This is a genomic window from Corallococcus llansteffanensis, assembly GCF_003612055.1.
Classification (GTDB): domain Bacteria; phylum Myxococcota; class Myxococcia; order Myxococcales; family Myxococcaceae; genus Corallococcus; species Corallococcus llansteffanensis.
In genome coordinates this window covers 1-15,162 of sequence record NZ_RAWB01000218.1, presented here as the reverse complement: position 1 = coordinate 15,162, position 15,162 = coordinate 1, and the positions used below count along the sequence as shown (strand labels likewise).

General features: G+C 71.8%; 1 protein-coding gene. It reads left to right on the top strand.

The annotated features are described in order from the left end of the window. Positions 1–15,162 (top strand): non-ribosomal peptide synthase/polyketide synthase (locus tag D7V93_RS20735; protein WP_120645068.1); only part of this gene is annotated, 15,162 nt, incomplete at both ends.

Below are 15,162 nucleotides of genomic sequence, written 5' to 3'. Positions count from 1 at the left end.
GCCCCCAGCGGGCCGCCGCCCATCCCGTTGGTGCCGCGGAACCGGCCGCTGCCGCTGTCCTTCGCGCAGCAGCGGTTCTGGTACCTCCAGCAGCTGGAGCCCCAGAGCGGCGCGTACAACAACGCGTCCACGTTCCGGCTCACCGGCGACCTGGATGTCGCCGCGCTCCAGGCGGCGCTGGATGAGCTGGTGGCCCGGCACGAAGTGCTGCGCACGACGTACTCGCTGGCGGGCGGCAGCGCGGTGCAGCTCATCCACCCGGCGCGCGGCCTGCCCATGCGGAAGGTCGAAGTGCCCGGCGCGACGCCCGAGGCCCGCGAGGCGGAGCTGCTCCGCCTGTGCCAGGCCCACACCATGATTCCCTTCGACCTGGAGAAGGTCGTGGTCCGCGCGCTGTTGCTGCGCGTGGAGCCCCGGGTGCACGTGGTGACGCTGGTGCTCCACCACGCGGTGGCGGATGCGTGGTGCACCATGGTGCTCGCGCGGGAGCTGACGGTGCTCTACGCGACGTACAGCGCGGGGATGAAGGAGTCCCCCCTGCCCCCGCTGCCCGTGCAGTACGCGGACTACGCGGTGTGGCAGCGCGAGTGGCTGGAAGGCGGCGTGCTGGAGGCGCAGGTCTCCTGGTGGAAGCAGCGCCTGCTGGGGGCTCCGGCGTTGGAGCTGCCCACGGACCGGCCGCGTCCCGCCGTGCAGTCCTTCGCGGGGGCGGTGTACCGCTTCCAGTTCCCGGCCGACGTGGCCGAACCGCTGCTGGCCTACGGCCGTCGCCACGGCGCCACGTCGTTCATGGTGATGATGGCGCTCTTCCAGACGCTGCTGTCGCGCTACTCGGGGCAGGCCGACTTCGTCATCGGCACGCCCATCGCGGGCCGCACGCGTCCCGAGGTGGAGGGGCTGCTGGGCTGCTTCCTCAACACCCTCGCCTTCCGCAGCCGGCTGGACGGGGCGCCGTCGTTCGTCGAGCTGCTGGGCCGCGTGCGCACCCAGTCGCTGGAGGCCTACGCGCGGCAGGACGCGCCGTTCGAGCGCATCCTCGACACGCTGGGCCTGCCGCGCGACCTGAGCCGCACGCCGCTGTTCCAGGTCGTCCTCAACGTGCTCAACACGCCGGAGGCGAAGGCGCAGCTGCCGACGCTGGAGCTTGGCCCGGTGGAGGTGCCCAACGACACGGCCAAGTTCGACCTGGGCCTGGAGGTCTTCGAGACGCGCACGGGGTTCTCCTGCCGCTTCGAGTACGCCACCGCCCTCTTCGACGCCGCCACCGTGGAGCGCATGGCGGAGCACCTCGTGGGCATCGCCCGGGAGGTCGTCGCGTCGCCGGAGGCCCCGCTCGCGCACCTGCGGATGATGAGCGAGGCCGAGCGGCAGAACATCCTCGTCGCGTGGAACGACACGCGGGGCGAGTACCCGCGCGAGGCCTGCATCCAGGACCTCTTCATGCAGCAGGCCGCGCAGCGTCCGGACGCCGTCGCCCTGGAGTTCGGGGACACGCGCCTGACGTACGCGGAGCTGGACGCGCGCACGAACCAGTGGGCGCACGTGCTGCGCGAGCACGGAGTGGGCCCGGACGTGCTGGTGGCGGTGTGCCTGGAGCGCTCCGTCGAACTCATCGTCTCGTTGCTGGCCATCCTCAAGGCCGGTGGCGCGTACCTGCCGCTGGATGCCTCGTACCCGGCGCAGCGCCTGGCCTCGATGCTGGAGGACGCGCCGCCGAAGCTGCTGCTCACCACGCGCGAGGTGCGCGCGACCCTGCCCGTGGACGACGCCCTGCCCTCCCTGTTCGTGGAGGAGCTGCGCCTGGACGGAATGCCCACGACGCCCGTGCACGCGGGGACGCATTCGCGCCACCTGGCCTACGTGGACTTCACGTCCGGAAGCACGGGCCGCCCCAAGGGCGTGGCCGTGGAGCACCGGGGCGTGATGCGCCTGCTGCACAACGCGCCCTATGCGCACCTGGGCCCGGATGAGACGTTCCTGCTCATCGCGCCCATCTCGTTCGATGCGTCCACGCTGGAGGTCTGGGGACCGCTGCTCTTCGGCGGCCGCCTCGTCGTCTTCCCGCCCAAGTCGCCGTCGGACCTGGACCTGCTGGCCCACGTCCTGGAGCACCACCGCGTCACCACGCTGCACCTGACGGCGGGTCTCTTCGCCCAGGTCGTGGATCTCAAGACCGATGCGCTCCGGAACGTGCGGCAGATGCTCACGGGTGGCGACGTCGTCTCCGCGCCCCACGTGCGTCGCGTGGTGCAGGAGCTGGGCATCCCCGTCACGGCCTGCTACGGCCCGACGGAGACGACCCTCTTCGCGTCCACGCACCGGATGACGGACGCGGCGCAGGTGGGGACCACCATCCCCATCGGCCGGCCCATCTCGGACACGCAGCTCTATGTCCTGGATGCGCATGGCCAGCCGGTGCCCTCGGGTGTCCCGGGCGAGCTGTTCATCGGCGGTGATGGCCTGGCGCGCGGCTACCTCTCGCGCCCGGACCTGACCGCGGAGCGCTTCGTCCCGAACCCGTTCTCCGCCGTGGCGGGCGAGCGCCTCTACCGCACGGGAGACCTCGCGCGCTGGAGGAAGGACGGGGTGCTGGAGTTCCTCGGCCGCGCGGACAACCAGGTGAAGGTGCGTGGCTACCGCATCGAGCTGGCGGAAGTGGAAGCCGCGCTGCGTGCCCACCCGGAAGTGCGCGAGGCCGTGGCCGTGGTGCGCGAGGACGTGCCCGGCGACAAGCGGCTCGTCGTCTACTTCGTCGCGAACCAGGACCTGGACCCGGCCGTGCTGCGGACGTTCCTTCTGGAGCGACTGCCGGAGTACATGCTGCCGTCGGCCTTCGTGCCCCTCGCGGCCCTGCCGCTGACGGCGAACGCGAAGGTGGACCGCAAGGCGCTCCCGGCTCCGGAAGGCCTGCGCGCCACCTCGAAGCGTGAGTTCGTCGCGCCCCGCACGGAGATGGAGCAGCGGCTGGCGGAGGTCTGGATCCAGGTGCTGCGCGTCGAGCGCGTGGGCGTGGACGACAACTTCTTCGAGCTGGGTGGCGACTCCATCATCAGCCTCCAGGTCGTCGCGCGGGCGCGTCAGGCCGGCGTGCAGCTCGCCGTGCGTGACCTCTTCCAGCACCCGACCCTCGGCGCCCTGGCGTCCGTGGCCCGGGTCAGCGCGGGCAGCCTGGCCGAGCAGGGCCCCGTCGTGGGCGAGGTGCCGCTCACGCCCATCCAGCTCCAGTTGCTGGAGCGGGATCCGGAGCACGCCCACCACTCCAACCAGACGCTGATGCTGCGGGCCCGTCAGCCGCTGCAGGCGAGTCACCTGGAGCAGGCGCTCCAGGCGGTCATCACCCACCACGACGCCCTGCGCCTGCGCTTCAGCCGTGAGAACGGCTGGCGTCAGCACAACGCCGCGCCCGACGCGGCGCCCTTCCAGTTGCTCCAGGTGGACCTGTCCCAGCTCCCGGCGGAGGCCCGCCCGGGCGTCCTGCTGGAGCAGGCGAACCGCCTCCAGGCCAGCTTCGACCTGGCTCAGCCGCCCCTGGTGCGCGCCGCCCTCTTCCACTCCGGGCCGGGGGAGGATCAGCGGCTGCTGGTCATCATCCACCACCTCGTGATGGATGCCGTCTCCTGGCGCGTGCTCATCGAGGACCTCGAGTCCGCGTACCACCAGTTGCTCGCGCTGCGTCCCCCCGTCCTCCCCGCGAAGACGACGTCGTTCCTCACCTGGGCGCGCCGGCTGGAGACCCACGCGCTGTCGGACGCGCTGCACGCCCAGACCCCGCTCTGGCTGGATGACGCCCGCAAGGACGTCGCCGCGCTGCCCGTCGACTCGGCGGGCCCCAACACGCGCGAGTCCCAGCGCTCGGTGGGCGTCTGGCTGGAGGCGGAAGAGACGCGGCTGCTCCTCCAGGAGACGCCCACGGCCTGGCGCGCCCAGATCAACGACGTGCTGCTGACCGCGCTGGCGCTGGCCCTTCGTGACTGGACGGGCCAGTCGCGCCTGCTCGTCGACCTGGAGGGCCACGGCCGTGAGGAGCTGTTCGCGGACGCGGACGTGTCCCGCACGGTCGGTTGGTTCACCTCCGTGACGCCCGCGCTGCTCCAGCTGCCCTCGGGCGGCTCCTACGGTGACAGCCTGCGCGCGGTGCGCGACTCGCTGAAGCAGTGGCCCGACCACGGCATCGGCTTCGGGCTGCTGCGCTTCATGGGCCCCTCGGATGTCCGGCAGCGGCTCGCGGCACTTCCTGTCGCGCAGGTGTCCTTCAACTACCTGGGCCAGCTCGACGGCTCAGCCGCCGCCAGCACCCTCTTCTCCCTGAGCGACGAGCCCGTGGGCGCGGCGGTGGCGCCCCAGTCCCTTCGTTCACACCTGCTGGCCGTAGACGGCTCGGTGCGGGACGGACGGCTGCGGATGGACTTCGGCTTCAGCCACCACCTGCACCAGGCCGCCACCATCGAGGCGCTGGCGCAGCGGTTCCTTACGGCCCTGCGCACGCTCATCGCGCAGCGGAACTCCGAGGACGCCCGCCGCAGGACCCCGGGCGACTTCCCCCTGGCGAAGATCTCCCAGCCCGCGCTCGACGCGCTGCTGGCCTCGCAGGGCCCGTCCGTGGAGGACGTGTACCCGCTGTCGCCCATGCAGCAGGGCATGCTGTTCCACGCGCTCTACTCGCCGGACTCGGTCTTCTATTTCGAGCAGCGCACCTGGTCGATCCACTCGGACATCGACATCGCCCTGTTCCAGAAGACGTGGCAGGCGGCCCTGGACAGAAACCCCGTCCTGCGCACCAGCTTCGTGTGGAAGGACCTCGACGCGCCCCTCCAGGTGGTGCACGCGAACGCGCCGCTGCCGTTCGAGCAGCACGACTGGCGCGACCTGTCCGCCGAGGAGAAGCAGACCCGCTTCGCGGAGCTGATCGACCAGGAGCGTGCGCGCGGCTTCGACCTGTCGCGGGCGCCGTTGATGCGGCTGGCCGCGGTGCGGGTCGCGGATGATCACTGGCGCATGGTGTGGAGCCACCACCACCTGCTCCTGGACGGCTGGAGCTCCGGCCTGTTCTTCCAGGAGGTCTTCGCGCTCTACGACGCCTTCCGGACGGGAACGAACCCGCCCCCCTCCACGCGGCCTTCGTTCCGCGACTACATCGCGTGGTTGCAGCAGACGGACGCGGTCGCGGACGAGGCCTTCTGGCGCGGCCAGCTCGCCGGCTTCACCGCCCCCACGCCCATGCCCGCGGAGCAGCCCGCGGCCGCGCGCACCGCCGGGGATCCGCCCTCCGCGGGCCTGACGCTGCCCCTGACTCCGGGAGTCGTCACCGCGCTGCAGTCCTTCGCGCGCCAGCACCAGCTCACGCTCAACACGCTCGCGCAGGCCGCGTGGGCCCTGGTGCTCGCCCGCTACGGCGCCACGCAGGACGTCCTCTTCGGCACCACCCTGGCGGGCCGTCCTCCGGAGCTCCCGGGCTCGGACGCGATGCTGGGCCTGCTCATCACCACCCTGCCCGTCCGCATCCAGCTCCCCCAGGAGACGGCGCCCGTGCTGCCGTGGCTCCAGGCGCTCCAGGTGCAGCAGCTGGGCATCCAGCAGCACCAGCACACGCCGCTCGTCACCGCGCAGGGCTGGAGCGATCTGCCGCGTGGCACGCCGCTCTTCAACTCGCTGCTCGTCTTCGAGAACTTCCCCGTCGATGCGTCGCTGCTCAAGCGCTCCACCGCGCTGGACATCCGCGACCTCGAGTCCGGAGAGAGCAGCCACTACACGCTCACCGCCTCCGTCCTCCCGGGCGCCGGGCTCCGGCTCCACCTGGCCTACGACGCGAGCCGCTTCTCCGACGAGGGGATGCAGCGCGTGCTGGGCCACTGGGCCCAGGCCCTGGAGTCCCTGACGCAGCCCGATGCCCGTCTCTCGGACATCTCGCTCCTCACCCAGGCCGAGCGTCAGCAGGTGCTGGTGGAGTGGAACGCCACCGCTGGTGCCTACCCGGACGCCTGCATCCACGACCTCTTCGCGAAGCAGGCCGACCTGCGCCCGGACGCTGTCGCCCTGGAGTTCGGGGACACGCGCCTGACGTACGCGCAGCTCGACGCGCAGGCCAACCAGCTCGCGCACCTGTTGCGCCAGCATGGCGTGGGCCCTGACTCCCTCGTCGCGCTCTGCCTGGAGCGCTCCGTCGAGTTGATCGTCTCGCTGCTGGCCATCCTCAAGGCCGGCGGTGCCTACGTGCCGCTCGATGCCTCGTACCCGGTGCAGCGCCTGGCCTCGATGCTGGAGGACGCGCCGCCTCAGGTCCTCATCACCTCGCGCGCGCTGCGCCCGACGCTGCCCGTCTCGCCGGAGCTGCCCTGCCTCCTCGTGGAGGACGTGCGCCTGGACGAGCAGCCGACGACCCGTCCCGTGGCCGGTACGCACCCGCGCCACCTGGCCTACGTGGACTTCACGTCCGGAAGCACGGGGCGTCCCAAGGGCGTCGCCGTGGAGCACCGGGGCGTGATGCGCCTGCTGCACAACGCGCCGTACGCGCACCTGGGCCCGGATGAGACGTTCCTGCTCATCGCGCCCATCTCCTTCGACGCCTCCACGCTGGAGGTCTGGGGACCGCTGCTCTTCGGCGGTCGCCTCGTCGTCTTCCCGCCCAAGTCGCCGTCGGACCTGGACCTGCTGGCCCATGTCCTGGAGCACCACCGCGTCACCACGCTGCACCTGACGGCGGGTCTCTTCGCCCAGGTCGTGGACCTCAAGGCCGAAGCGCTCCGCAACGTGCGGCAGATGCTCACGGGCGGCGACGTCGTCTCCGCGCCCCACGTGCGTCGCGTGGTGCAGGAGCTGGGCATCCCCGTCACGGCCTGCTACGGCCCGACGGAGACGACCCTCTTCGCGTCCACGCACCGGATGACGGACGCGGCCCAGGTGGGCATGACCATCCCCATCGGTCGGCCCATCGCGAACACGCAGCTCTACGTGCTGGACGCCAGCGGGCAGCCGGTGCCCGCGGGTGTCCCGGGCGAGCTGTTCATCGGCGGCGATGGCCTGGCGCGCGGCTACCTCTCGCGCCCGGACCTGACCGCGGAGCGCTTCGTTCCGAACCCGTTCGCCACCGTGGCGGGCGAGCGCCTCTACCGCACGGGAGACCTCGCGCGCTGGAGGGCGGACGGGGTGATGGAATTCCTCGGCCGCGCGGACAACCAGGTGAAGGTGCGTGGCTACCGCATCGAGCTGGCGGAAGTGGAAGCCGCGCTGCGCGCCCACCCGAGCGTGCGTGAGGCCGTGGCCGTGGTGCGCGAGGACGTGCCCGGTGACAAGCGCCTCGTGGCGTATGTGGTCCTGCACCAGGACGTGAGCTCGGCCGTGCTGCGCGCGTTCCTGCTGGAGCGGCTGCCGGAGTACATGCTGCCGTCGGCCTTCGTGCCCCTCGCGGCCATGCCGTTGACGGCCAACGCGAAGGTGGACCGCAAGGCCCTGCCCGCGCCGGAAGGCCTGCGTTCCACCTCGAAGCGCGAGTACGTCGCGCCCCGCACGGAGATGGAGCAGCGGCTGTCCGCGGTGATCACCCAGGTGCTGCGCGTCGATCGCATCAGCCTGGATGACAACTTCTTCGACCTGGGCGGCGACTCCATCATCAGCCTCCAGGTCGTCGCGCGCGCGCGTCAGGCCGGCGTGCAGATCGCCGTGCGCGATCTCTTCCAGCACCCCACCCTGCGCGCGCTGGCGACCGTGGCCCGCGCGAGCACCGCCAGCACCGCGGAGCAGGGCCCCGTGGTGGGCGAAGCCCCGCTCACCCCCATCCAGCTCGAGTTGCTGGAGCGGGACCCGGAGCACGCCCACCACTTCAACCAGCCGCTGCTGCTGAAGGCGCGTCAGCCCCTGCAGGCCGGGCACCTGGAACGGGCCCTGCGGCTGCTGCTCACCCACCACGACGCCCTGCGCCTGGGCTTCCACCATGACGACAAGTGGGAAGGCGCCTGGTACCAGCGCAACGCCGCGCCCGATGCGGGCTCCTTCCAGCTCCTCCAGGTGGACCTCTCCCCGCTCGCGCCGAAGGCCCGGCTCGGCGCCATGGAGGAGCAGGCCGCCCGGCTCCAGGCCAGCTTCGAGCTGAGCCAGCCGCCCCTGCTGCGCGCCGCGCTCTTCCACTTCGGCCCGCAGGAGCCCCAGCGCCTGCTGCTCGTGGTGCACCACCTGGTGGTCGACACCGTCTCCTGGCGCGTGCTCGTCGAGGACCTCGAGGCCGCGTACCAGCAGTTGCTCGCGGGGAAGACCCCCGCGCTGCCCGCGAAGACGACGTCCTTCCTCACCTGGGCGCGCCGGCTGGAGGCCCATGCCCTCACCGCCTCCGTGACCGACCAGACCGCGCTCTGGCTGGACGAGGCGCGCAAGGACATCGCCCCGCTGCCCGTCGATGCGTCGGGCTCCAACACCTACGACTCGCAGCGCTCCGTGGCCGTCCGGTTGGAGCCGGAGGAGACGCGGCTGCTGCTCCAGGAGACGCCCACGGGTTGGCGCGTCCAGATCAACGACGTGCTGTTGACGGCGCTGGCGCTCGCGCTGCGCGAGTGGACCGGCCAGTCGAACCTGCTCGTCGACCTGGAAGGCCATGGCCGCGAGGAGCTGTTCGCGGACGCGGACGTGTCTCGCACGGTGGGCTGGTTCACCTCCGTGACGCCCGCGCTGCTGCGGCTGCCCCCGGGCGGCTCCTACGGCGACAGCCTGCGCGCGGTGCGCGACTCGCTGCGCAAGTGGCCGCACCACGGCGTCGGCTTCGGGCTGCTGCGCTTCCTGGGACCGCCGGAGGTCCGTGAGCGGATCGCCGCGTTCCCCCAGGCGCAGGTGGCGTTCAACTACCTGGGCCAGCTCGACGGGTCGGCCGCCGCCAGCACCCTCTTCTCGCTGGGCGATGAGCCGGTGGGCAGCCCGGTGGTGGGGCAGGCTTCACGTCCGCACCTGCTGGTCATCAACAGCTCCGTGCTCAACAGCCGGCTGCAGCTGGACTTCGGCTTCAGCCCCCACCTGCACCACGCGGCCACCATCGAGGCGCTGGCGAAGCACTTCCTCGCGGCGCTGCGCACGCTCATCGAGCAGCGGGACTCCGAGGACGCCCGCCGGATGACGACGGGCGAGTTCCCGCTGGCCCGCCTGTCTCCGGCCTCGCTCGACGCGCTGCTGGCCTCGCAGGGGCCCTCCGTGGAGGACCTCTACCCGCTGTCGCCCATGCAGCAGGGCATGCTCTTCCACGCCCTCTACGAGCCTGACGCGGCCTTCTACTTCGAGCAGCGCTCCTGGTCGGTCCACTCGCACGTGGACATCGACCTGTTCCGCAAGACGTGGCAGGCGGCGGTGGACCGCAACCCCATCCTGCGCACGAGCTTCGTGTGGAAGGACCTGGACGTCCCCCTCCAGGTGGTGCACGCGCACGCGCCGCTGCCCTTCGAACAGTATGACTGGCGCCACCTGTCCGCCGAGGAGCAGCAGGCCCGGCTGGAGCAGGTGCTCGTGGAGGATCGTGCGCGCGGGTTCGACCTGGCGCGCGCGCCGCTGATGCGCCTGTCCGTCATGCGCGTGACCGACACGACGTGGCGCATGGTGTGGAGCCACCACCACCTGCTGATGGACGGCTGGAGCTCCGGCCTGTTCTTCCAGGAGGCCTTCGCGCTCTACGACGCCTTCCAGGCGGGCAAGACGCCGCCCCCGTCCACGCGGCCTCCGTTCCGCGACTACATCGCGTGGTTGCAGCAGACCGACGTGGCCGCGGACGAGGCCTTCTGGCGCGAGCACCTTGCCGGGCTGTCCACGCCCACGCCGCTGCCGGCGGCGCTCCCCACCGCGGCGGAGGTGGTGGGCACCGACGCCCCGCTCACCCAGGAAGTGTCGCTGTCGGCGGAGACCACCACGGCCCTCCAGGCCTTCGTGCGTCAGCACCAGCTGACGCTCAACACCCTGGTGCAGGCCGCGTGGGCGGTGGTGCTCGCGCACTACAGCGCCACGCAGGACGTCCTCTTCGGCACCACGCTCGCGGGTCGGCCTCCGGAGCTCCCGGGCTCGGACGCGATGCTCGGCCTGCTCATCACCACCCTGCCCGTCCGCATCCGGCTCCCCTCCGACGAGGCCGCGCCCCTCTTGCCCTGGCTCCAGTCGCTCCAGGAGCAGCAGCTGGGCATCCAGAAGCACCAGCAGACCCCGCTCGTCACGGTGCAGTCGTGGAGCGACATCCCCCGGGGCACGCAGTTCTTCAACACGCTGTTCGTGTTCGAGAACTTCCCCGTCGATGAGGCGCTGCTGAAGCGCTCCTCCGCGCTCGACCTGCGCGACCTCACCACCGGCGAGAGCACGCACTACCCGCTCTCCGCCTCCGCCATCCCGGGCGCGCAGCTCCGCTTGAACCTCGCGTATGACGCGCGGCGCTTCGAGCCCGGCGCCATCCAGCGGGTGCTGAGCCACTGGCTCCAGACCGTGGAGGCGCTGGCCCGGCCCGAGGCCCGGCTGGCCGACCTGTCCCAGGTCTCGTCCGAGGAGCACGCGCGGCTCGTGGGCGAGCTGTGCGGCACCGTCGCGGACTTCGACCGCGACGCCACGCTGCACGGGCTCATCGAAGCGCAGGTGGCCCGCACGCCGGACGCGGACGCCGTGAGGTACGAGGAGACGACGCTCTCCTTCCGGCAGCTCGACACGCGCGCCAACCAGCTGGCCCGGCGCCTGCGCTCGCTGGGCGTGGGCCCTGACGCGACGGTGGGCCTGTGCCTGGAGCGCTCGGTGGACGCCATCGTGGCGCTGCTGGCGGTGCTCAAGGCCGGTGGGGCGTTCGTGCCCATCGACCCGGCGGCCCCTGCCGCGCGTAAGTCGCTGCTCCTGCGGGACAGCGGCGCGTCCGTGCTGCTGACGTCGCGGGCCCAGGCCGACGCGTGGGAGCCCGAGGGCGCCCACGTCGTGCGGCTGGACGCGGATCGGGACCTGCTCGCGGCGCTCTCCGGGGAGGCCCTGCCTCCTTCGGCGGGCCCCCAGAATCTCGCCTACGTCCTGTACACGTCGGGCTCCACGGGCACGCCCAAGGGCGTGATGGTGCAGCACCGCTCCGTGGTCAACCTTCACCGTTCGCTGGCCCGGACCATCTACGCGGGCCTGCCGTCGGGGCAGCGCGTCACCGTCAACTCGCCGCTGTACTTCGACGCGTCCATCGAGCAGGTCATCCAGCTCGTCGACGGTCACTGCCTGTGCATCGTCCCCGAGCACGTGCGCCTGGATCCGGAGCGGATGCTCCCGTGGCTGGAGCAGCGGCGCATCGACGCGCTGGACTGCACGCCCTCGCAGCTCAAGCTCCTGCTGGCCGCCGGCCTGCTGGAGCGCGCCCACGTCCCGGCCCTGCTGTCGGTCGGAGGCGAGGCGCTGGATGAGGTGATGTGGCAGCGGCTGGCCACGACGACGCGCACGCGCGCCTTCAACGGCTACGGCCCCACCGAGTGCACCGTCGACGCGACGACGTGGGCCCTCCAGGGCGCCGCCCAGACGTCCCCCGTCATCGGGCGGCCCGTGGACAACCTGCGCGCCTACGTGCTCGACACGCGGCAGCGCCTGGTGCCCTTCGGCATGCCGGGCGAGCTGTGCTTCTCCGGCGAAGGCGTCGCGCGCGGCTACCTTGGCCGCCCGCACCTGACCGCGGAGCGCTTCGTCCCGGATCCGTTCAGCACGGAGCCCGGCGCGCGCCTGTACCGCACGGGTGACAAGGCCCGCTGGCGCGAGGACGGCACCCTGGAGTTCATGGGCCGCCTCGACTTCCAGGTGAAGCTCCGTGGCCACCGCATCGAGCTGGGAGAGATTGAAGCCACGCTGCGCTCGTCCCCGGGTGTCCGGGACGCGGTGGCGCTGGTGCGAGAGGACGTCGCTGGCGATGCCCGGCTCGTGGCCTACGTCGTCACCGACGGGGACACCGCGCCGCTGCGTGAGCACCTGCGCCGGCACCTGCCGGAGTACATGGTGCCGGCCGCGTTCGTCGCCCTGCCCGTCCTGCCGCTGATGTCCAACGGCAAGCTGGACCGCAAGGCCCTGCCCGCGCCGGAGGCCTCGCTGCTCCCGTCGAGCACCTACGAAGCGCCCGTGACGCCCACCGAGGTGGCCCTGGCCGCGCTGTGGAGCCAGGTGCTGCACGTGTCCAACGTGGGCCGTCACGACAACTTCTTCGAGCTGGGGGGCCACTCGCTGTTGGCCACGCAGGTGGTGTCGCGCATCCGCTCCACGTTGGGTGTGGAGCTGCCGCTGGGAGACCTGTTCACCGCGCCCACGTTGGCGGCCCTGGCCGAGCGGCTGTCCCAGGCCGCCCGCGCCAAGACGCCTCCGCTCGTCCGCGCCGAGAGGACGACCGCGCCGCCGCTGTCGTTCGCGCAGCAGCGGTTGTGGTTCATCGATCAGCTGGAGCCGGGCAGCAGCCTCTACAACATGCCGCTGCCGCTGCGGCTGTCCGGAGCGCTGGACGAAGGCGCGCTGCGCGCGAGCCTGGACGCGCTGATGGCCCGGCATGAATCCCTGCGGACGACGTTCCGCGTGGAAGCCGGCCAGCCCGTGCAGCACATCCACACCGAGGCCTCCGTGCCCTTCGAGTTCGTGGACCTGACGGGCCTGGACGAAGCGGAGCGACAGGCCGAGGCGGTGCGACGCGGCATCGCCGAGTCCCGCCGTCCATTCAACCTGGAGCAGGGGCCCGTGATCCGCGCCCTGCTGATGAAGCTGGAGGCCCAGGAGCACGTGTTGGTGCTGCACCTGCATCACATCGTGTCCGACGGCTGGTCCCTGGGCGTGCTCGTGCGCGAGATGACCGCGCTCTACGAGGCGTTCCGTCAGGGCCAGACCCCCACCCTGCCGGAGCTGCCGGTGCAGTACGCGGACTTCGCCGTCTGGCAGCGCGGCTGGCTCCAGGGTGACGTGCTGAAGGCGCAGCTGGACTGGTGGAAGCAGCAGCTGGCCGGCGCACCGCACGTGCTGGACCTGCCCACCGACAAGCCGCGTCCGGCGGTCGCCACGCAGCGAGGCGCGTCGGTGCGCGTGCAGTTCCCGCGCGCCCTCGCGGAGCAGGTGGAGGCCCTGGCGCAGAAGGAAGGCGCCACGCCCTTCATGGTGCTGCTGGCGGCGTTCCAGACCGTGCTGCACCGCTACACCGGCCAGGACGACGTGCTGGTGGGTTCGCCCATCGCGAACCGCCGTCACGCGGAGACGGAAGGCCTGATTGGCTTCTTCGTCAACACGCTGGTGCTGCGCGGAAGCTTTGGCGCGCGGCCCTCGTTCCGACAGCTCGTCACGCAGGTGCGCACCACCACGCTGGGCGCGTACGAGCACCAGGACATCCCGTTCGAGCGGCTGGTCGAATCGCTGCAACAGACGCGCGACCTGTCCCGCACGCCGCTGTTCCAGGCGATGTTCGCGCTCCAGAACGCGCCCCTCCCGGAGCTGGCGCTGCCCGGCCTCTCCGTGAAGGGCGCCGACATGGGCAGCCGTGGCACGGCCCAGTTCGAGTTGAGCCTCGACCTGAACCGTGAGGCGGACGGCTTCGTCGGGTTCATCGAATACGCGGCGGACCTGTTCGAGCGCTCCACCATCGAGCGTCTGATGGCGCACCTGCGCGTGCTGCTGGAGGCCGTGCTGGAGCGCCCCGACGCGCCGCTGGCGGACCTGTCCTTCGTGTCGCCGGAGGAGCGTCAGCGCCTGCTGGTCGACGTGGCGGGCCACGTCACGGCCTTCGACCGCGAGGCCACGCTGCACGGCCGCATCGAAGCGCAGGTGGCCCGGACTCCCGACGCGGACGCCGTGGCGTTCGAGGGCACGACGCTGTCGTTCCTCCAGCTCGACACGCGCGCCAACCTGCTCGCCCGGCACCTGCGCTCGCTGGGCGTGGGCCCTGAAGTCACCGTGGGCCTGTGCCTGGAGCGGTCGGTCGAGTCCATCGTCGCGCTGCTGGCGGTGCTCAAGGCCGGTGGAGCGTTCGTCCCCATCGACCCGACGGCGCCCACCGCGCGCCGTTCCTTCATCCTCAAGGACAGCGGCGCGTCCGTGCTGCTGACCACCCAGGCGCTGGCGGAGGCGTGGCGGCCCGAGGTGCGGAACCTCGTGCGGCTCGACACCGACGCGAAGCACTGGGCGGACCACTCGCCGGAGGCACCGTCCTCCAGCGTGGGGCCGGACAACCTGGCCTACGTCCTCTACACGTCGGGCTCCACCGGCATGCCCAAGGGCGTGGCGGTGCAGCACCGCTCCGTCCTCAACCTGCACCACGCGATGGCCCAGGACATCTACGTCCAGCCGCAGCGCGGGCTGCGCGTCAGCGTGAACGCGCCGCTGTACTTCGACGCGTCCCTGGAGCAGGTCATCCAACTCGTCGACGGCCACTGCCTGTGCCTCGTCCCCGAGGACACGCGCAAGGACCCGGAGGCGATGCTCGCGTGGCTCGCGCGGGAGCGCATCGACTCGCTGGACTGCACGCCCTCGCAGCTCAAGCTCCTGCTGTCCGCGGGGATGCTGGAGCACGCGCACGTGCCGGCCCTGCTCATCATCGGCGGTGAGGCGCTGGACGCGGTGACGTGGCGGAGGCTCGCCGCGACGACGCGCACGCGGGCCTTCAATGTCTACGGACCCACCGAGTGCACCGTCAACGCCACGGCGTGGACGGTGCAGGGTGCCACGCAGCCGCTGCCCGTCATCGGCCAGCCGCTGGACAACGTGCGCGCCTACGTCCTCGATGACCGTCAGCGCCTGGTGCCCTTCGGCATGCCGGGTGAGCTGTGCCTCTCCGGTGAAGGCGTCGCGCGCGGCTACCTCGGCCGCCCGGACCTCACCGCGGAGCGCTTCGTCTCCCACCCGTTCAGCACGGAGCCCGGAGCCCGCCTGTACCGCACGGGCGACAAGGCCCGTTGGCGCGAGGACGGCACGCTGGAGTTCATGGGCCGCCTGGACTTCCAGGTGAAGCTGCGCGGCTACCGCATCGAGCTGGGCGAGATCGAAGCCACGCTGCGCTCGTCCCCGGGCCTCAAGGACGCCGTGGCCCTGGTGCGCGAGGACGTGCCCGGCGATGCGCGCCTGGTGGCCTACGTCGCGCCCGAGGTGGACACCGCCCCGCTGCGCGAGCACCTGCGCCGGCACCTGCCCGAGTACATGGTGCCGGCGCAGGTGCTCGCGCAGCGGGGCGGTGTCCACCTCGGG